Source organism: Variovorax sp. F042, from assembly GCF_057814215.1.
Window position 1 is genome coordinate 265,135 of sequence record NZ_JBVASX010000007.1, and the last position, 18,466, is coordinate 283,600.

Sequence of the window (18,466 nt, forward strand, 5' to 3'; positions counted from 1 at the left end):
CGTGGCGTGCATGGAGCTGGGGCTCAGTCGCGCGGCGTTTCCGGCCGCGTGGTCGAAAGGCCGCCGGGCACCTGCAGCGTGGGCGTGATTTCCATGTGGCCCACGTTCACCGCGATGGGCGCGGCAATGGCGAAGGCGATGGCGTTGGCAATGTCTTCGGCCTGCGGCAGTTCATAGCCTTCGACGAAGCGCTTGTAGGTGTCTTCGGAGTCGCCGTGCACGTGCGCGAAGATGTCGGTGGCCACGCGGCCCGGGCAGATTTCGGTGACGCGCACGCGCTTGCCGAAGCAGTCGATGCGCAGCTGGCGCGACAGCATGCTCACGGCCGCCTTGGTCGCGTGGTAGGTGCTGTTGCCGCCGAAGTTGTAGGCCGCGGCAATGGAGCTGATGTTGACCACATGACCGCGGTCGCGCGCCGCCATGCCGGGCACCACGAGCCGGCACAGGTGCAGCACGGCGCGCAGGTTGACGTCCACCAGCAGGTCGATGCCTTCGGCGTCGGCCTTGAGGATGGAGCCGGGGCGGTCCACGCCGGCGTTGTTGACCAGCACGTCGAACTCGACTTCCTTCGCGAGGCGCGTGACTGCGGCGAGGTCGCTCACGTCGATGGCGTGCGGAATGCAGCCGGTGCGCGCGGCCAGGTCGGCCAGCTTGTCGGCGCTGCGCGCAAGCGCGTGGACCTTGAGGCCTTCCTTGCTCAGGCGTTCGACGACGGCGGCGCCGATGCCTGAAGAGGCTCCGGTCACCAGCGCGGTCTTGTAGTCGGAAAACGGCATATCGGGTTCTTTCGTTAAGGGGCAGATGACTGCCTGGATTTCACTGTAGCCAGCGCCTGCGGGCGGCGCCAAGACGGATTGACTGTGGAGCGATAAGCCCCCCTTATGTCGCCCGGCATCTGTGCATATGAGTAAGGGTAAGCACCATGTTCGTGCCCCGATGCATCAGGTCGATTGTTTTGAGATGGGCACCACGCGCCCCGCCTGCTCGACCACGCCACGCACGGCGCGAGCCAGGTCGACGGCGCCGGGCGTGTCGCCGTGCAGCAGGATCGAATGCACGCGCATCGGGATCTTCTTGCCGGTGCTGCTGGTGACGGTGCCTTCTTCGAGAAGCTGGCGCACGCGCGCCAGCACCGCGTCGCGCTCGTGGATTACCGCGCCGGGCAGCTTGCGCGGCACGAGCAGGCCGTCGTCGCCACAGGCGCGATCGGCCAGGAAGGTGGTGCGCACGCGCAGGCCGCAGCGCTCGGCCGCGCCCTCGATGGCGCGGCTGGCGGAGGTGCTGACGGTGAGCGAGGGATCGAAATCGGCCACGGCGCGCACCAGCGGCTCGGCCAGCGCGGCGTCGGCCGCGGCCATGTTGCCGAGCGCTCCGTGGAAGCTCATGTGCGTCATGCGGTGGCCGGCGGTGCGGGCCATGCCCTCCAGCGCGCTCAGCTGGTAGAGCACGTATGCCACCAGTTCCTTCGTCTCTATCTGCATCGGCCGGCGCCCGAACCCCATGAGGTCGGGAAAGCCCACGTGCGCGCCGACGTCGACGCCGCGCTGGCGCGCCATGCGCACGGTGCGGTCCATGATGACCGGGTCGCCCGCGTGGAAACCGCAGGCCACGTTGGCGGAGGAGACGATGTCGAGCAGGGCTTCATCCTCGCCCATGCGCCAGGGGCCGAAGCCTTCGCCGAGGTCTGCATTCAGATCGATGTCCATCGTGAATCCTTGTCTCGTTCGTCAGAGGGGTTGCAGGTCGAACAGTTGGGCGCCGTAGCCGACTGCGAGGCCGTCGGCTGCGTGGATGCTGTCGACGATGCCGGCTTGCGGTGTTGTCACGGGGAGCAGCAGCGGGCCGATCTTCAGCAGGCCGATGGCCTGGCCGGCTTCAACGCGCTGGCCGGTGCGCACCAGTGGTGTGGTGGCCAGTGGATGGCTTTGCAGGAATACGCCGAGCGAGGGGGCGCGGATTGCCAGGAGTTCGAGCTCGGCTTCTTCATCCGGCAGTTCGATGATGTTGTCGCCCTGTCTGCCCAGGCGCAGGGTTCCGTTTGGCGTGCGCAGTTCGAGCAGGCCGATGTCTGTGTTGGCCAGCCAGGCGGCTAGTTGGGGGGCGCGCAGTGCTGTGTCCTGCATTTTTCAGGCCTTCGCTTTTTGGTGCTCTTGTTCGGGGTGGTGCACAGGCCGCCGGGTACTCCCCTCCGCGAATGTCCCCCGGGCTTCGCCCTCCTCCTTTATTTCGCTGCGGGGAGCACCCGACGCCCTGTGCACGAGGCACGCTGCTGGCGTTCGGCGGATCAACCTGCGCTCAGTCCAACGATCACGTCGATGGGGTGCCTTGCGCAGCGAAATAAAGGAGGAGGCCGCAGGCCGGGGGACATTCGCGGAGCAAGGTACCCCGTCGGCGTGATCGCGCCCCGAACGACAACAACGCTCAAACACGAGGCGCCCCCCGATGAAGAGCCACCACGCGCGCCACCTTGTCGAGCCACGCACGCACTTCGTCGAGCGCGGCCAGCGCCTCGTCCCATGTGGTTTCGATGAAGCGCATGCGGCTGCCGATGGGCGCCTGGCCGAGGCGCCACATGTCGGCCTCGATCACGGTGCCGAACTTGGGGTAGCCGCCCGAAGGCTGGGCGTCGCGCATCTGGATGATGGGCTGCCCGTTGTGCGGCACCTGGATCACGCCGGGCACGATGCCGTGGGAGCGCAGTTCCATCGGTGCAATGGGCCGCAGCGCCTCGCCGTCGAGCCGGTAGCCGTAGCGGTCGCTCTGGGAGGTGATTTTCCATTCGCCGGCCCAGAAGGCTTCGCGCGAGGCCGGCTCGAAGGCCAGGTACTCGGCAGCGGGCAGCACACGTACGGCGACAACGCCATCGCGCTCCAGCGGCAGTGCGAGCGCGGGCGGCACCAGGCCGAACCCGGTGCGGCACGCGTTGCCTGCGTCGGCTGCGCGGAGCACGTCACCCCGGCGCAGTGCGCGCCCTTCATGCCCGCCGAAGGCACCGCGCAGCTGGGTGCTGCGCGAGCCCAGCACCTCGGGCACGTCGATGCCGCCGGCCACGCACAACACTGCGCGGCTGCCACGCTGCGCACCGCCTTGCGGCAGGCCCAGCGTGAGCACCTGGCCGGCGCGTGCCTGATGCACCCACCAGGGCAGCAGGGGTTGCTCGTCGAGCTTGGCTGCGCAATCGGCGCCGGTCAGTGCGAAGGCGCAGTCTTCCTCGAAGCGCACCTTGAACGGAAACACCGGCACCTCGATGGCAGCCGCGCCAAGCGCGTTGCCCAGCAGCAGGTTGCCAGCGGCCAGCGCGAGGTTGTCCATGGCGCCCGAGGTGCCGACGCCCCAGCGCAGGCTGCCGGTGCGGCCCAGGTCCTGCACGGTGGCGAGCGCGGCGGATGAAAGGATTTCGATCATCGGACGATGCCCTCCACGCGAAAACGGATCATGTCGCCCGGCTGCAGCATGGCGGGCGGATCTTGCGCGGGGTCGAAGAACACCATCGAGGTGCTGCCGATGGTGTTCCAGCCGCTGGGGCCGGCCGATGCCGACACGCCCGTCTGCGCGCCGCCGATCGACACCGCGCCGCCCGGGATGCTCAGCACCGGCGTCTTGCGCCGCGGCGTGGCGATGCGCGGGTCCATGCCGCCCAGATAGCAGTAGCCGGGATGGCTGCCGAGCGCATACACCGGGTAGAGCGGCGCGCTGTGCAGCTCGACGATGGTCTCGACGCTCAGGCCGGTGTGCGCCATCACGTCGGCCATGTGCGGGCCGCCCTCGCCGCCGTAGACCACGGGGAGCTCGACCACGCGGCCTTCGCGCGGCACGGCGGTGGCAGCGCTCCAGGCGTTGCACAGGCGCTCGCACAGCGCATCGAGATGGCGCGGCGAACGCGTGAAGGTGAGCATCAGGTTGTTCATGCCCGGCACGGCCTCGCGCACTTCGGGCCAGCTCTCGGCCTCATGCGCCAGCGCCCAGATGCGCTGCTGAGACGGCAGGTTCATGTCGCCGGGCGCTTCGAACAGCAACGCCGTGGTGCCCAGAAGGCTGATGGACGGTTCGGTACGGGATGCCTGTGCGCTCACGCCGCGCTCCTTTGCTGCAGCCAGCGTTCGAGGTGATGGATGTCGACGCCGCCGGCGGCAAAGCCGTCGTCGCGCAGCAGCGCGCGGTGCAGCGGCACGTTGGTGGCAATGCCTTCCACATGCGTCTCGGCCAGCGCCAGGTGCATGCGGTCGAGCGCATCGGCGCGGGTGTCGCCGTGCACGATGAGCTTGGCGATCATCGAGTCGTAGTACGGCGGCACACGGTAGCCGGCGCCCGCGTGCGAATCGACGCGCACGCCGAAGCCGCCAGGCACCTGCCAGCCGGTGATGCGGCCAGGCGCGGGAGCGAAGGTGTCGGGGTTCTCGGCATTGATGCGGCACTCGATGGCATGGCCCTGGCAGCGCACGTCGGCCTGTGCCAGCGACAGGCGCTCGCCGAGCGCCATGCGCAGTTGCTGCTGCACGATGTCGATGCCGGTGGTCATCTCGGTCACCGGGTGCTCCACCTGCAGGCGCGTGTTCATCTCGATGAAATAGAACGCGCCCTTCTCGTAGAGAAACTCGAAGGTGCCTACGCCGCAGTAGCCGATCTGCCGGCACGCGGCCGCGCAGCGCTCGCCCACCTCGGCCATCAATGCGTCGTCGATGCCGGGCGCGGGCGCTTCCTCGATCACCTTCTGGTGGCGGCGCTGCAGCGAACAGTCGCGGCTGCCCAGCCACACGGCGTTGCCGTGGCTGTCGGCCAGCACCTGGATCTCGACATGCCGCGGATGCAGCAGGAACTTCTCGATGTAGACCTCGGGGTTGCCAAAGGCCTGGCGCGCTTCTTCGCGTGTGAGCGCCATGGCATCGAGCAGCGCGGCTTCTTCGTGCACCACGCGCATGCCGCGCCCGCCGCCGCCGCCCGCGGCCTTCACGATCACCGGATAGCCGATGTCGCGCGCCAGGGCCAGCACTGCGGCCGGGTCGTCCGGCAGCGCCTCGTCGGGACCGGGCACGCAGGGCACGCCGGCCTTGCGCATCGCGCGCTTGGCCGAGACCTTGTCGCCCATGGTGCGGATGCAGGCAGCGCTGGGGCCGACGAACACGAGGCCGGCCTGTTCGACACGCGCGGCGAAGCCCGCGTTCTCCGAGAGAAAGCCGTAGCCGGGATGAATGGCCTGTGCGCCGCTCACCTCGGCGGCGAACAGGATGGCGGACTGGTTGAGGTAGCTCAGCCTCGGCGCTGCCGGCCCGATGCACAGCGCCTGGTCGGCCTGCGCGACGTACATCGCGTCGCGGTCGGCCTCGGCGTGCACGACCACCGTTCGCAGGCCGAGGCCCCGGCAGGCGCGCTGGATGCGCAAGGCGATTTCGCCCCGGTTGGCAATGAGCACGGTGTCGAACATCGCGCGTGCCTCCTCATCCGAAGCGGAACAGGGGCTGCCCTGCTTCCACTTCCTGGCCTGAATGCACGAGCACCTGCTGCACGGTGCCTGCACGATCGGCGCGGACTTCGTTGAACATCTTCATCGCCTCGATCACGCACAGCAGCTGGCCGGCTTCCACAGCCTGACCCGGTTGCACGAAGGGCGGCTCGCCAGGCGCGGGCTGCAGGTGCACCACGCCGAACAGCGGTGCAAGGCACTCGGTGCTGGCAACCGCCGTTGTTTCTTCCAAAGCCTGTCGCGGAGCCTTGCGTGCAGCGGACGGGCTTCGCACGGCAGTTGCGACGCCCAGCGCCGACAGCTTCACCAGCCGCAGCGTGCTGCCGTTCTCGCTGTACTCCAGTTCCGCCAGGTCCGATGCGGCCAAAGCGTCGATGAGCGTCTTGATCTGTTCCTGCTTCATGCCGATGGCTGTGATGGCCGACGCATTCCGCGAACGCGTGACGGCATGCATGAAAGGTAACGGGCCGCGGGCCCGAAGCCAAAGACGGATTGGCTGTGCCGGGATAAGGGCGCCTTATGACGGGCGCCTTGCGGCCTTACGACAGAGCGGCGAGCTCGGGTTCAGGCGTCGATGCGACGGTACGGGCCAGGTCGACCACGAGTTCGAGCAGGATGTCTTTCACTGCCTGCGCGGGCTCGGACAGCGGCAGGTGGTCGGACTGGCACAGCGCCAGCGGCGCCTCGATGACCGGGTCGACGATGGGGAATTGCCAGGCCCCGCAGCTCGCGACCACCTCGCGCGCCATCGACGCCGGCAGGATGGTTGCGCCCAGCCCGTCGGCAATGGCCGCAGTGAGGGTAAAGGCCGATTCGATCTCCGCCACCACGCGCGGCACCATGCCCGCGCGCACGAAGGCCGCATCCACCAGCTTGCGCACCACGTTGTACGGGCGCGGCAGAAAGAGTTCGATGTCGCGCAGGTCGGCCAGCTTCACAGGCTGCGAGGGCGCCGGCATCGATGCGGGGCCGACCAGAAACAGCGGCTCCTTGAGCAGCGGCAAGAACGTGAGCCCGTGAATCGCCTTGTCGCCATAGAGCACGGCCAAGTCCATGCGGCCGTTCATGATGAGCTCGCTCAGCGTAGTGCCGTAGTTCTCGTTCAGGTAGAGCAGGATGCCCGGGTGGCGCGCACGCACGGTGCGCAGCAGCGGCAAAGAGAGTGCCGAGGCCGCCGTGCCGGGCGCGAGCCCCACGGAAACCTGACCGGAGAGCCCTTCGCCCGCAGCCTCCATGTCGACGCGGGCCTGCTCGCACTGGCGCAGGATGATCTGCGCATGGCGGTACAGCACCTTGCCGGCTTCGGTGGGCGTCACGCCGCGCTTGGTGCGCACCAGCAGTTGCTGGCGCACTTCGCCCTCGAGCGTGGCCAGTTGCTGGCTCAGCGCAGGCTGGGCGATGAAAAGGACCTCGGCGGCCTGGGTCAGGCTGCCGATGTCCACGATCTTCACGAAATATTTGAGGCGTCGCAGGTTCACGCCTTGTCCCCAAGCAAAAGCCAAGCCTAGCACCGGCCCTGCACAGCCGGTATCAGGGCTCACCATAAGCTGCGCCTATACAACCAGTGAAAAGTCGTCTTGGCCTCGGCTGTTCGATGTGCGTACCGTTCGGTCCATGCAAGCCTCTGCACAGCAAGAACAGGAAGTCATGTGACCACGTCCCGCATTGCCGCCCGCGTGCGGCGCATCAAGCCCTCGCCCAGCACCTCGGCCGCCGACCGCGCCAACGAACTGCGCAGGCAGGGCAAGTCGATCGTGAATCTCGTAGTGGGCGAGCCCGACTTCGACACACCGCCCCACATCCGCCAGGCCGCGGCCGCCGCCATCGAGCGCGGCGCCACGCGCTACACGCTGATGGCGGGCACGGTGGAGCTGCGCGAAGCCATCGTCGCCAAGCTCGAACGCGAGAACGGCCTGCGCTATGCGATGAACGAGATCATTGCCACCAGCGGCGCGAAGAGCGCGATCTACAACGCCTTCGCGATCACGCTGGAGCCGGGCGACGAGGTGATCATTCCCGCACCCTACTGGGTGTCGTACCCCGACATGGTGCTCGCCTGCGAAGGCACGCCCGTTACCGTGGCCTGTCCCGAATCCCAGGGCTTCAAGCTCGCGCCCGCGCAGCTCGAGGCCGCCATCACGCCGCGCACGCGCTGGCTGCTGATCAATTCGCCGAGCAACCCGACCGGTGCGAGCTACACGGCCGCCGAATACCGCGCGCTGGCCGAAGTGCTGGAACGCCATCCGCACGTGATGGTAATGACCGACGAGATCTACGAGCACATCCGCTTCGACGGTGAGGCGACGCCGCACCTCCTCGTGGAGGCGCCCGCGCTGCGCGATCGCACGCTGATAGTGAACGGCGTCTCCAAGACCTATGCGATGACCGGCTGGCGCATCGGCTATGCGGCCGGCCCGGTGGACCTGATCAAGGCGCTGGACACGCTGCTGTCGCAGTCCACCGGCAACTGCTGCTCGGTGAGCCAGGCGGCCGCGGCTGCTGCATTGAATGGCGACCAGGGCTTCGTGGCCGAGAGCGTGGCCGTGTACAAGCAGCGGCGCGATCGCACGCTGGCGCTCATCAACGACATTCCCGGCCTGAGCTGCGCGACGCCGCCCGGTGCCTTCTACCTGTACATCAACTGCGGCGGCCTCATCGGCAAGACCACGCCCGAGGGCAAGCGCCTGAACGAGGACGGCGACGTGGTGATGTACCTGCTCGAAAGCGAAGGCGTTGCCGTGGTCGCGGGCACCGCGTACGGCCTGTCGCCCTACTTCCGTCTTTCCATTGCCACGTCGATCGAGACGCTGGAAGAAGGCTGCACGCGCATCGCCCGTGCAGTGGCCGCACTGCGCTGACGCGCGCCGAAGAACTCACAAGGACCAGTCATGCCCTACAAAGCCATCCGCAAGAACCCGTCGGCCCCGCAAGTGGCGCCGGCCATCATCGCCGCGCTGCAGGACATTCCGGTGGCCGCGCTCAGCGACAACCTGCACCGCAACATCGGTAGCGTCGGCCTGCAGCCCTACCACCGCCCCGGACACAAGACCATGGCGGGCACGGCAGTCACCGTGAAGACGCGCGGCGGCGACAACCTCACGCCGATGCGCGCCTTCGAGTTCTGCCGGCCCGGCGACGTGCTGGTGATCGATGCGGGCGGCGACATCACCAACGCCGTGATCGGCGGCATCCTGTCCTTCTATACCGCGACCATCGGCACCGCGGGCCTGGTGCTCGACGGCGCCATCCGCGACGTGGCCGAGATCCGCGAGCGCGACTACCCGGTGTATGCGCGCGGCGTGAACCATCGCGGCCCCTACAAGGACGGCCCCGGCGAGATCAACGTGCCGGTGTCGGTCGGCGGCATGATCGTGAACCCGGGCGACATCGTGGTGGGCGACCAGGACGGGCTGCTCGCCTTCTCGCCCGACGAGGCCGAATTGCTGATCGAGAAGGCCCTCGCGCACCTGGAGACGGAAGCGCGCACGATCCAGGCGATGAAGGAAGGTCGCTGGGACCGCTCGTTCCTCGATGCTCTCGAGGCACGCTGCGCCAATTGAAGCGGTCAGGCGCCTGAGGCGCCGCCGCTGACCAGCGCCCACAGCGCTTCCGCCACCGGCGCCATGTGCGCCTGCTGGCGGTACAGCCGGATGTCCACCGGCACGCGCCAGCCACCCGCGCCGGCATCGACCAGCGTGCCGCTGCGCAGGTCTTCAGCCACCAGGCTCATCGGCAGCCACGCAAGGCCGCGGCCTTCGAGCGCCATGGTGCGCAGCAGCGCGGCATGGTGGGCCGTGAAGACGATCGACAGCGATGCGGCGAAGTCCTTGCCGAATTCGCTGTCCTGCATGGCCCGCATGATCCGGCCCAGTCCCGAGGCATCGCTGTAGGCCAGCACGGAAGGCGACTGGCCTGCGCCCAGCGCATGCAGCGGAGCGCCGTTTGCATCGGGCGCGCTCACGGGCACCAGCACGTCTTCGCTCAATCGCTGAACGGGGTAGCCGGTGTCGTCGAGCCGCCCCGGCGCGCCTGCGTGTCCGTGGCACAGCACGAACTGCACGCGGCGCTGCAGCATCAGGTCTTCGCAGGCGTACGAGCTGTCGGAAACGGTCTGGATCGGGCCCATGCTCAGGCGCGATTCCACGCTGCCCAGCCAGCGCGGGAAGAAGGTGAGCGACAGCACGTGCGTGGCGGCGAAGCTCAGGCTGGCGGCGTCCAAGTCGTGCGCGGCGCGGGCCTTGATGCGGGCGGCCTCGAGGCCGGCGAGCACTTCCTGCAGCAGGGGCTGAAAGCGCTTGCCCGCCGCCGTGAGCGCGGTCGGGTGCCCGCTGCGGTCGAACAGGTCGACGCCCACCCACTCCTCCAGCGAGCGGATGTGGCGGCTGAAGGCGGGCTGCGCAATGGAGCGCGCCTGCGCGGCACGCGAGAAATTGCCGGACTCGGCCAGGGCCAGGAAATCTTCCAGCCATTCGAGGTCGAGGGGTCGGTTGCCGGGGCCCATGCGCAGCGCAGTTGAATAGTTGTATGCGATTCGAGTATTGGACGGCTCGCGCCCCGCCGGCAAAAGATGCACCCATTCCTGCACCTTGAACCACAACGGAGACACAGCATGCCTTCCATCGCGAATTATCGCGGGATCATCCCCGCCATTTCCTGCCCCTTCACGGCCGACCACCGCATCGACGAGCCGGCGCTGCGCAAACTGGCCTCATGGCTGGCCGGCCATGATGGCGTGGTGGCGATCATGACCAATGGCCACACCGGCGAAGTGTTTTCGCTGACGCCTTCGGAGCGCGCCGAAGTGACGCGCATCGTCGCCGACGAACTGCGCGGCCGCATGCCGGTGATTTCGTCGATCGTGTGCGAAGGCCTGGCCGAGGCTGCCGAGCATGCACGCGCAGCGCAGGCTGCCGGCGCGGTGGCGCTCGACGTGATGCCGCCGCACCACTGGCTGCGCTTCGGTTTCACGCCCGGCCATGCGCTGCAGTACTTCGAGGCCATCCACCGCGCCGCGCCGGAACTGGACCTGGTCTGCCACGTGTATCCGGCCTGGACGCGCGCCTCTTACTCGTCGCAGCTGCTGGCCGAGCTGGCGCGCCTGCCCTATCTGCAGGCCTTCAAGGTGGGCCAGCGCGACATGAACAAGTACGCCCGCGACATCCAGGCGATCCGCGAGGCCGATGCATCGAAGGCCATCCTGACCTGCCACGACGAGTACCTGCTCGCCTCGATGGTGCAGGGCGTGGACGGCGCGCTGGTCGGCTTCGCGACCTTCATTCCGCAACTGATCATCGACCTGTGGAACGCGGTGAAGGCCGGCGATCTGAAGAAGGCGATGGCGGTGCAGGCGCTCATCACGCCGCTGAAAGATGCGGTGTACGGCGGCGGCGAGCCGACCGGCGAGGCGCACGCGCGCATGAAGGGCGGCATGTTCCTGGCCGGCGTGCTCGACAACGCCACCGTGCGCCCGCCGACGGAAGCGCCGAATGCGCGCGAGATGGATGCGCTGCACGCCGCCGTGCAGCAGGCCGGTCTGTCGAAGCGCTGAGCCCACGGGGCCGCGACACCCGCGATGCCCCGATGAAAAACCACAAGGAGACAAGAGACATGCAACGCAACCATTTCCTGCGGGCCACGCTGGCCGCCCTTGCACTGGCCGCGGCGTCCACCGCCGGCTTCGCCCAGACCTGGCCCAGCCGCCCGGTGCGCATGGTGATTCCGTTTCCGCCGGGCGGCACGCTCGACACCATCGGCCGCCTGCTGGCGCAGAAGCTCGGCGAGCAGACGGGCCAGAGCTTCATCGTGGAGAACCGCGCGGGCGGCAACGGCGTCATCGGTGCCGACGTGGTGTCGAAGGCGCCAGCCGACGGCTACACGCTGCTGTTCAACGCCTCGACCTTCACGACGGCGCCGATGACCATGAAGGCCGTGCCCTACGAAGTGGTGAAGGACTTCACCCCCGTGGCCCTGGTGGCCAAGGCGCCGCTGTCGGTGGCCGTCAACAAGAACCTGCCGGTGACGGACGTGAAGTCGCTCATTGCGTACGCCAAGGCGCACCCGGGCAAGATGACCTTCGCGGTGGGCTCCATCGGATCGGCCGGCCATCTGTCGACCGAACTGCTCAAGCGCGCGGGCGGCGGGCTCGACTACCTGATCGTGCCGTACAAGGGCACGGCGCCCGCGTTCCAGGACCTGATCGGCGGGCAGATCGACGGTTTCATCGACCCCATCCTCGGCTCGCTGCAGTACCACAAGAGCGGCATGCTGAAGGTGATTGCCGTGACCTCGGCCACGCGCGCCTCCAGCCTGCCTAACGTGCCCACGGTGGGCGAAAGCATTCCGGGCTACGAGTTCTACAGCTGGTATGGCCTGTGGGGGCCCGCGAAGCTGCCGGCCGCCGTCACGCAGCGGCTGAATGCAGAGGTCAACAAGGCGCTGGGCACCGACATGCGCGAGACGCTGGGTGCGCAGGGCCTGCTGCTGACACCGGGCAGTGTCGAAGACTTCGTGAAGTTCCAGGCCGACGACATGGCGCGCTCGAAGAAGATCATCGTGGAGGGCAACATCCATGTCGAATGAAGCTGCCCCGCATGCAGTGGTGACGGGCAGCAGCGGAGGCATCGGCCGCGCCATTGCGTCGCAGTTGCTCGAAGCGGGCTGGCGCGTGAGCGGGCTCGACCTGGCCGCACCCACGTTGTCTCACGCGGGCTTCGTGCACGTAGCCGTCGACCTGTGCGATGCCGACGCCATCGCGCGCACGGCCTCCGCGCTTCAGGACGCCGATGCACTGGTGCATGCGGCCGGCGTGCTGCGCGTCGGCCCGCTGGGCGCGCTCGACCACGCGGGCGGCGAACTCATGTGGCGCCTGCACGTCGACGCCGCCACGCGGCTGGCCGATGCGCTCGTGCCCGCGATGGCTGCGCGCGGACACGGCCGCGTCGTGTTCGTCGGCAGCCGCGTCGCACAGGGCCTGCCCGGTCGCGGCCAGTACGCAGCGACCAAGGCCGCGCTGATCGCGCTCGCGCGCAGCTGGGCGGCGGAGGTCGCGGCCCAGGGCGTGACCGTCAACGTGGTGTCGCCCGGCGCCACGCAGACCTCGATGCTGCAGGACCCGGCCCGCGCGGGCAGCGCGCCGCGCATGCCGCCCATCGGCCGGCTGATACAGCCCGAGGAAATCGCTGCGCTCGTGGGCTTTCTTCTGTCGCCGCCGGCGGCGGCCATCACGGGGCAGGACGTCGCCATCTGCGGCGGCTCGTCGCTGCACCGCTGAACGTCTTTTGCTTTCTCCATCCCCCGAACCCGACCATGAAAATCGTCAACATCCTCGAATCCACCCGGCCCATCAAGTCGGACATCCGCAACGCCTACATCGACTTCTCGAAGATGACCCTGAGCCTCGTGGCCGTGGTCACCGACGTGATCCGCGATGGCAAGCCCGTCATCGGCTATGGCTTCAACTCCAACGGCCGCTATGGCCAGGGCGGGCTGATCCGCGAGCGCTTCCTGCCGCGCCTGCTCGAAGCCGAGCCCGCGTCGCTGCTCGACGAAACCGGCGACAACCTCGATCCACACAAGATCTGGGCCCGCATGATGATCAACGAGAAGCCCGGCGGCCACGGCGAGCGCTCGGTAGCCGTGGGCACCATCGACATGGCCGTGTGGGACGCCACCGCCAAGATCGCGGGCAAGCCGCTCTACCAGTTGCTGGCCGAGCGCTACGGCAACGGCACGCCGAACCCGCGCGTGTTCGTCTACGCAGCGGGCGGCTACTACTACCCCGGCAAGGGCGTGGAAGGCCTGCAGCGCGAGATGACCAGCTACCTTGAGCGCGGCTACTCGGTGGTGAAGATGAAGATCGGCGGCGCCACGCTCGCTGAAGACTGCGAGCGCATCGAGTCGGTGCTGAAGATCCTCGGCCCCGGCCAGCAACTGGCGGTGGATGCCAATGGCCGCTTCGACCTGAAGACCGCCGTCGACTACGGCCGCGCGCTGTCGCAGTACCCGCTGTTCTGGTACGAGGAAGCCGGCGATCCGCTCGACTACGAGCTGCAGGCGAAGCTCGGCGAGGTGTACGCCGGCCCCATGGCCACGGGCGAGAACCTGTTCTCGATGCAGGACGCGCGCAACCTCATCCGCCACGGCGGCATGCGGCCCGACCGCGACTGGCTGCAGTTCGACTGCGCGCTGAGCTACGGGCTGGTGGAGTACCTGCGCACGCTCGACATGCTGAAGGAGAACGGCTGGTCACCCTCGCGCTGCATTCCGCACGGCGGCCACCAGATGTCGCTCGCCATTGCGGCCGGCCTCGGGCTCGGCGGCAACGAGAGCTACCCCGACCTGTTCCAGCCCTATGGTGGCTTCCCCGATGGCGTGAAGGTGGACAACGGCTACGTCACGCTGCCGCCGCTGCCGGGCATCGGTTTCGAGGGCAAGGCCGATCTCATTGCGGAGATGCGGGCGCTTGCGAACTGACGAAGGAAAGTCTCAGGGCTGGAAGCCGGAGCGCCGAACCACTGGCTCCCACTGCGCGCGAAAGGCCTTCAGCATCTGCGCGGTCTCGGCCGCATTGCTGATCACGGGCGTGATGTATAGCGCGTCGGCCGCCTTCTGCAGGCCCGGGTCTTTCATGACGTCGCGGATCGCGTTGGCCAGCAGTTGCACCTTGGCGTTCGGCATGGTGCTGGGCGCGAAGAAGGTGTTCCAGCCGTCGGCATCGATCTTCATGCCGGCCTCGCGGAAGATGGGAATGTTGGGCGCGAAGCTCGCGCGCTTCTTGCCCGAGGTGGCCAGGATGCGGATCTTGCCGGCCACGTGCTGGGGATAGAGCGAATCGAGCGTGTCGATGGCAATGGGCAGGCTGCCGCCGCTCAGGTCGGCCGCCAGCGGCGCCGAGCCGCCGTAGCCCTTGATCTGCGGCTGCACGCTCAGCGCATCGCCCACCATCAGGCCGAAGAAGTGAGGCAGGCTGCCAGTGGCAGGCACGCCGAAAATCGCCTCTTCCGGATGCGCCCACAGCCGGCTGACGAGGAACATCGCGCGGTCTAGCTGGAGCTTGTTGCCGACCGCGAGCGCAAAGTCGTAGCTGCTGACTTGCGACACGGGCACGAAGTCCTTGTCGGGGTCATAGCCCGCGTCCTTGAAGACCAGCGGCGCGACCACCATCACGGCGGGGTTGCCGAGCATCAGCACGTTCTGCCCGGCGGGGGCGCGCTTTACTTCCTTGGCCGCGAGCCGGCCGCCCTCGCCCGGACGATTTTCCACGCTCACCTGAACGCCGAGCTTGGGCGTCAGCCGTTCGGCGATCAGGCGCGCGATGCGGTCGGTGCTGCCGCCCGGCGCATAGCCGACCACGAGGGTGAGCGGCCCGCCGTCCAGCGCCTGGGCGTGGACCATGGGAGCGCAAGCGGCCAGGGCAATGCCCCACGCCATGATGAGCTTGCGCCTGGAAAGGAATGCGGGCATCGGATCTCCTGCGAGCGGTTGTCGTGAACGGGGGCGCGCGAGTTTTCACGGCGAAAATCGCGCGCCAAGACTGTTTCCGTTCGTTCAAATTTGTTACCGGTTTATACGTATGGGCAAACAGTTGATCTAATCAACTACCAGTGCTCCGAGGCGGGCGAACCACACTCCCCATCCCATTTTTCATACGTATGCAACAAGCTTTTCCCGATGCAGCAGCGTTGCGCGCGCCCCGTTCCCTGAACGACCTGCTGCTGTACCGCCTGGCACGAGCCATGCGCTCGGGCAACGGCATGGCGACCCGCCTGGTCGAAGGAGGCTTCGGCATCACGCGCCGCGAGTGGGGAATGATCGCCACGCTCGCGCAGGAGGGCGAGATGACTGCGTCGACGCTGGCCACGCACCTCCACCTGGACCGCGTGCGCACCTCGCGCGGACTGCGCAGCCTGGTCGAGAAGAAGCTGGTGGTGCGGCGGCAGGACGCTCAGGACCGCCGCGAAGTGCACGTGCGGCTGAGCGCTTCGGGCCAGCAGTTGTTCGGCAGGCTGTTTCCCCGGATCGCGGAGCTGAACACCGAATTGCTCGAAGGCATCGAGCCTGCGGATCTCGATGTCTTTCTTCGCTGCCTGCAGCACCTGGAGCAACGCGGAGAGCAGTTGCTCGTGCAGGGCGTTGTCATGGAGAAGGCGGACCGGCGCTCGGGGGGCACGCGGCACCGGTGGCCGGAACGCGGAGGTTGAGTCAGGCCTTCACGTCCAGCATGCTGCCGATCGAAGTGCTACCAGCGTTGGCGCGCTGCGATGTGCTGCTGCTGCCGCTGCTGCTCTCTTCCATTGAAGCCATCGCGCTCTTTTGAACGCTGGCCGTGCGCAGCGCGTTCATCTGCTGCTGCAGCATGGCAAGCCGGGCCGCCAGCGCTTCGAGCTGCAGCCGGATCGCATCGCGCGCGTCGCCCTCGGGCGTGCCGAGCAGTTGGCCCTGCGTTTCCGCGATCTGCTTCTGAGTCGTCGTGATCTGGCGCTGGATCTTCGCGATTTCGGCGTTGACGTCGCCTCCGCTTCTGGCGCTGCCGGTCGCACTGATGGCATTCAGCATCTGGGTCCTCTGTTGTGTCCTCAGGAGGGTTATCGGCAACCGAGGCGAAAATTGAAGGGCCTTGCATGACCGCGATCGCGAACTAGACTGAACATGAGGGCACCCGCGGTGCCGGGGGCCAAGGAGCCTGCCATGTACAAGCGTGTTCTTGTCGCAACCGACGGCTCCGCGCTGTCGGAGCAAGCAGTCAACGCCGCCATCGACCTGGCCCTGTTGACCAACGCGGAACTGGTGAGCGTCACCGTCGCGCACATCGAGCCGGTCGGCTACTTCGAAGGCTCGATGATGCTGAGCCAGCGGGACATCCAGGCCTCCCAGGAGCATACGGACCGCGCCGCGCAGCAACTGGTCGACAAGGTCGTGGCCACTGCGGTCGCCAAGGGCGTCCGCAATCCGCAGGCCATCGTCATGAAGTCGAACCAGGTGGCCGAGGCCATCATCACGACCGCGAAGAACCAGCAGTGCGACCTGATCGTGATGGCCTCGCACGGACGGCGCAGCCTGGCGCGCCTGCTGATGGGCAGCGAGACGCTGCACGTGCTGACGCACTCGCACATTCCGGTGCTGGTGCTGCGCTAACGCGGCGGCGTGCGGCTTCCCGCACTCGGCGCGAACTACTTTGCGCCAACCGTACTCGTTGTGCGCGCAACGCCTGTCTGGAGTCGTCGACAGGAACCAGAACTTTCAGCATCTTGAAACCTCGCGAGTGCATGAATTTCATGAAGACGCTCTCGGCCAGAGCGCATCTACCGCAGTTCGTCCAGACGCAGCACGTAGCGGTGCGACCCGAGGTAGCGCAGTTGCGGTGAACGGTGCACCAGCCCTCGATCACCGCCTTGCGCATCCACGCCACGCCCCTGAAGGAGCGCGACGGCCTGGAGCGGCATGCGCTCGAAAGGTCCCGTAAAGCACTTCGGCATCCGCAGTGCCGTGTCTGCGTGCGGAGATGCCACCCACTCCGTGCCCAGGCCGCTGTAGCTGCACAGCAGATGCACCCCGGCATGGTCAAGGTGCCAGTTTTCATCGATGTCACAGCCGCGAACCTGCAGCGTAAGGGTCATCCGGGGGCTGCCAGTGATCAGCGCGAAGCGTGTGGCGAGCATGTCGATGTCTGCCAGCAGAGCGTCTCGCCCGGGTCCACGCGGCGTGCGCGAGGTCTTGCACGCTGCCTGCAACGCAGCCGCTACATCGGCCGCGCGCAATTGCAGTTGCGCCGTGGGATGCCTGGCCGGAGGCAAGGCATCCAGCCATGCAGCAATCGGAGCCTGCGATTCGCGCCGCCACAGCGCCAGGTCGATGCCCGGTTCGAGAATGCGTTCGAGCACGTCGATGTCCTGGCCGAGCAGGATCTCCGGCGGGAGCCGCAAGGGCGCTGGCCGACTCAGGCAATCGTGGACGAAGGTCTTGCCGGAATCGACCGTCGCATCGGCGACCACGCTCTCCAGGTCAGCCGCCATTGGCCAGGCCACAACGCTGGAGATGCTCGCGCCAGCTTGTGAGGTGGCCGATCTCGCCATCGGGCGCGCATTCGAGCAGACAGTGCACCACGGAGGCATAGCTCTCCAGGGGCAGACGAATCATGAGGCGGGCGCGCGGAGCGCCATTTGCGCACGCTGCATTCACACGCATCAGGGGCTCGCAGCGCAGCACGCCGGCACCCTTGCATGCGGCGATGCCGCGCCGCACGCGGCACGCGTCAACCGACGGCACCGTGACGTCGAGCACCTTGAAAACCGTCTCGCTCTTGGCACGCACAGTGCCTGCGTATTCCCGATAAGCGGCGTAAGCCATGAAACTCCTGCAATGGAAAAGAACACGGTGTCAGTATCGGCAGGCGCGTGTGAAAACGGTGTAAACAATGCACCCTGCGGTGGAAATGCCGCGTAAATATGCTGGCTTCAGCGCTGGCCCGAACTGGAACCGGCCGTGGACGAGCAAGAGATTTCCCAGTAACCCGGGCAGCCCTCTTGCGGAACAACGCTCAACCAGCGCGCTCCGCAATGACCGCAGGAAGCCAGGAGAACTTCGGCGCCGTCCTGGCTTTCCAGGCTCTCCTGCGCGGGATCGAGCATGGGCGTGCCGCAGCAGGACCAATGCAGGCTCATGTCAGGCAAGGCGCGAGCAGCCCGAACCCACGCAGCAGCGCGGGACCAGAGCGTTTCTTCTGGAGGCATGGTGTGCACGAAGGCGGGCCGCGGCCCGCCTGTCGCCTTGAGGATCAGAGCGTCTTCGTCAGCGTGAGGATGAAGCGCGCCTTGTTCGGCGAGTAGGTCGTCTGGCCGAAGGTGCCGAAGCCGAGGTCGACGCCCGGGTTGGCCACTGCCAGGTACGAGCTCTTCTTGTTGGCGCCCTGCACCGAGCCGGTCAGCGACAGGCCGTTGCCGAAGTCGTAGCTCGCGCCGACGTTGTAGTCGACATAGCTCTTGTAGCCCAGGCTGCGGATGTCGCTGG

21 protein-coding genes and 1 pseudogene are annotated in these 18,466 nt (G+C 67.5%); 8 read left to right on the forward strand and 14 right to left on the reverse strand.

The window, feature by feature from the left end:
* Positions 1–23 precede the first annotated feature (23 nt).
* From ACZYSP_RS22625 to nac, 8 genes are all read right to left on the reverse strand, one after another.
* The gene (locus ACZYSP_RS22625; RefSeq protein ID WP_093057360.1) at positions 24–776 is read right to left on the reverse strand and encodes an SDR family oxidoreductase; all 753 of its coding nucleotides are present in this window, start codon (positions 774–776) and stop codon (positions 24–26) included.
* Positions 777–941: 165 nt separating this feature from the next.
* Complete coding sequence (locus ACZYSP_RS22630) at positions 942–1,706, reverse strand: LamB/YcsF family protein (RefSeq protein ID WP_093077571.1); 765 nt, start codon at positions 1,704–1,706, stop codon at positions 942–944.
* A gap of 21 nt (positions 1,707–1,727) precedes the next feature.
* On the reverse strand, positions 1,728–2,123 hold the full coding sequence (locus tag ACZYSP_RS22635) for an acetyl-CoA carboxylase biotin carboxyl carrier protein (protein WP_489016664.1): 396 nt from the start codon (positions 2,121–2,123) through the stop codon (positions 1,728–1,730).
* Between the two features lie 298 nt (positions 2,124–2,421).
* Positions 2,422–3,405 carry a 5-oxoprolinase subunit C family protein gene (locus ACZYSP_RS22640; protein ID WP_489016666.1) on the reverse strand — a complete coding sequence of 328 codons (984 nt, stop codon included), beginning with the start codon at positions 3,403–3,405 and terminating at the stop codon, positions 2,422–2,424.
* On the reverse strand, positions 3,402–4,073 hold the full coding sequence (pxpB, locus tag ACZYSP_RS22645; protein WP_489016668.1) for a 5-oxoprolinase subunit PxpB: 672 nt from the start codon (positions 4,071–4,073) through the stop codon (positions 3,402–3,404). Before pxpB ends, ACZYSP_RS22640 begins: the two co-directional genes overlap by 4 nt.
* Complete coding sequence (accC, locus tag ACZYSP_RS22650) at positions 4,070–5,422, reverse strand: acetyl-CoA carboxylase biotin carboxylase subunit (RefSeq protein ID WP_489016670.1); 1,353 nt, start codon at positions 5,420–5,422, stop codon at positions 4,070–4,072. The genes pxpB and accC overlap by 4 nt, the downstream gene beginning before the upstream one ends.
* 13 nt (positions 5,423–5,435) lie before the next feature.
* Positions 5,436–5,864: an acetyl-CoA carboxylase biotin carboxyl carrier protein gene (locus ACZYSP_RS22655; RefSeq protein WP_489016672.1), complete on the reverse strand. Its 429-nt coding sequence runs from the start codon at positions 5,862–5,864 to the stop codon at positions 5,436–5,438.
* 136 nt (positions 5,865–6,000) lie between these two features.
* Positions 6,001–6,939, reverse strand: a complete 939-nt coding sequence (gene nac, locus ACZYSP_RS22660) for a nitrogen assimilation transcriptional regulator NAC (protein ID WP_176928866.1) — start codon at positions 6,937–6,939, stop codon at positions 6,001–6,003.
* A 171-nt stretch (positions 6,940–7,110) separates the two neighbouring features.
* On the opposite strand from nac, the gene ACZYSP_RS22665 reads away from it, so the two are divergent.
* On the forward strand, positions 7,111–8,319 hold the full coding sequence (locus ACZYSP_RS22665) for an aspartate transaminase (RefSeq protein ID WP_093077579.1): 1,209 nt from the start codon (positions 7,111–7,113) through the stop codon (positions 8,317–8,319).
* 30 nt (positions 8,320–8,349) lie between these two features.
* Positions 8,350–9,021, forward strand: a complete 672-nt coding sequence (locus ACZYSP_RS22670) for an RraA family protein (protein WP_489016675.1) — start codon at positions 8,350–8,352, stop codon at positions 9,019–9,021.
* Between the two features lie 5 nt (positions 9,022–9,026).
* Here ACZYSP_RS22670 and ACZYSP_RS22675 read toward each other — a convergent pair whose 3' ends face one another.
* Positions 9,027–9,962, reverse strand: a complete 936-nt coding sequence (locus tag ACZYSP_RS22675) for a LysR family transcriptional regulator (RefSeq protein ID WP_093057351.1) — start codon at positions 9,960–9,962, stop codon at positions 9,027–9,029.
* A 108-nt stretch (positions 9,963–10,070) separates the two neighbouring features.
* Here ACZYSP_RS22675 and ACZYSP_RS22680 point away from each other — a divergent pair, with 108 nt between their 5' ends.
* Genes ACZYSP_RS22680 through ACZYSP_RS22695 form a run of 4 tightly spaced genes read left to right on the forward strand, consistent with a single transcriptional unit; the run spans position 10,071 to position 13,933 of the window.
* Entirely contained in the window at positions 10,071–11,009 is a 939-nt protein-coding gene (locus ACZYSP_RS22680) for a dihydrodipicolinate synthase family protein (protein WP_426390193.1), read from the forward strand.
* Positions 11,010–11,068: 59 nt separating this feature from the next.
* Positions 11,069–12,040: a Bug family tripartite tricarboxylate transporter substrate binding protein gene (locus ACZYSP_RS22685; RefSeq protein ID WP_489016679.1), complete on the forward strand. Its 972-nt coding sequence runs from the start codon at positions 11,069–11,071 to the stop codon at positions 12,038–12,040.
* The gene (locus ACZYSP_RS22690) at positions 12,030–12,731 is read left to right on the forward strand and encodes an SDR family NAD(P)-dependent oxidoreductase (RefSeq protein ID WP_426390196.1); all 702 of its coding nucleotides are present in this window, start codon (positions 12,030–12,032) and stop codon (positions 12,729–12,731) included. Before ACZYSP_RS22685 ends, ACZYSP_RS22690 begins: the two co-directional genes overlap by 11 nt.
* Before the next feature lie 35 nt (positions 12,732–12,766).
* Entirely contained in the window at positions 12,767–13,933 is a 1,167-nt protein-coding gene (locus ACZYSP_RS22695; protein ID WP_489016681.1) for a mandelate racemase/muconate lactonizing enzyme family protein, read from the forward strand.
* A 12-nt stretch (positions 13,934–13,945) separates the two neighbouring features.
* Here ACZYSP_RS22695 and ACZYSP_RS22700 read toward each other — a convergent pair whose 3' ends face one another.
* Complete coding sequence (locus ACZYSP_RS22700) at positions 13,946–14,923, reverse strand: tripartite tricarboxylate transporter substrate-binding protein (RefSeq protein WP_093057346.1); 978 nt, start codon at positions 14,921–14,923, stop codon at positions 13,946–13,948.
* A 188-nt stretch (positions 14,924–15,111) separates the two neighbouring features.
* Here ACZYSP_RS22700 and ACZYSP_RS22705 point away from each other — a divergent pair, with 188 nt between their 5' ends.
* Entirely contained in the window at positions 15,112–15,660 is a 549-nt protein-coding gene (locus ACZYSP_RS22705; RefSeq protein ID WP_489016683.1) for a MarR family winged helix-turn-helix transcriptional regulator, read from the forward strand.
* A gap of 1 nt (position 15,661) precedes the next feature.
* Here the strand turns inward: ACZYSP_RS22705 and ACZYSP_RS22710 are convergent, their stop codons facing one another.
* The gene (locus ACZYSP_RS22710) at positions 15,662–16,015 is read right to left on the reverse strand and encodes a FlxA-like family protein (protein WP_489016685.1); all 354 of its coding nucleotides are present in this window, start codon (positions 16,013–16,015) and stop codon (positions 15,662–15,664) included.
* Positions 16,016–16,147: 132 nt separating this feature from the next.
* On the opposite strand from ACZYSP_RS22710, the gene ACZYSP_RS22715 reads away from it, so the two are divergent.
* Positions 16,148–16,594, forward strand: coding sequence for a universal stress protein (locus tag ACZYSP_RS22715; RefSeq protein WP_093057489.1), 447 nt, complete (start codon positions 16,148–16,150; stop codon positions 16,592–16,594).
* A 167-nt stretch (positions 16,595–16,761) separates the two neighbouring features.
* Here ACZYSP_RS22715 and ACZYSP_RS22720 read toward each other — a convergent pair whose 3' ends face one another.
* The 3 genes and pseudogenes from ACZYSP_RS22720 to ACZYSP_RS22730 form a co-directional block, all read right to left on the reverse strand.
* Complete coding sequence (locus ACZYSP_RS22720) at positions 16,762–17,472, reverse strand: DUF1826 domain-containing protein (protein WP_489016687.1); 711 nt, start codon at positions 17,470–17,472, stop codon at positions 16,762–16,764.
* Positions 17,462–17,806, reverse strand: coding sequence for a hypothetical protein (locus ACZYSP_RS22725; protein WP_489016689.1), 345 nt, complete (start codon positions 17,804–17,806; stop codon positions 17,462–17,464). The genes ACZYSP_RS22720 and ACZYSP_RS22725 overlap by 11 nt, the downstream gene beginning before the upstream one ends.
* Before the next feature lie 427 nt (positions 17,807–18,233).
* A pseudogene (locus ACZYSP_RS22730) lies at positions 18,234–18,466 on the reverse strand (TorF family putative porin); the annotation flags it as partial.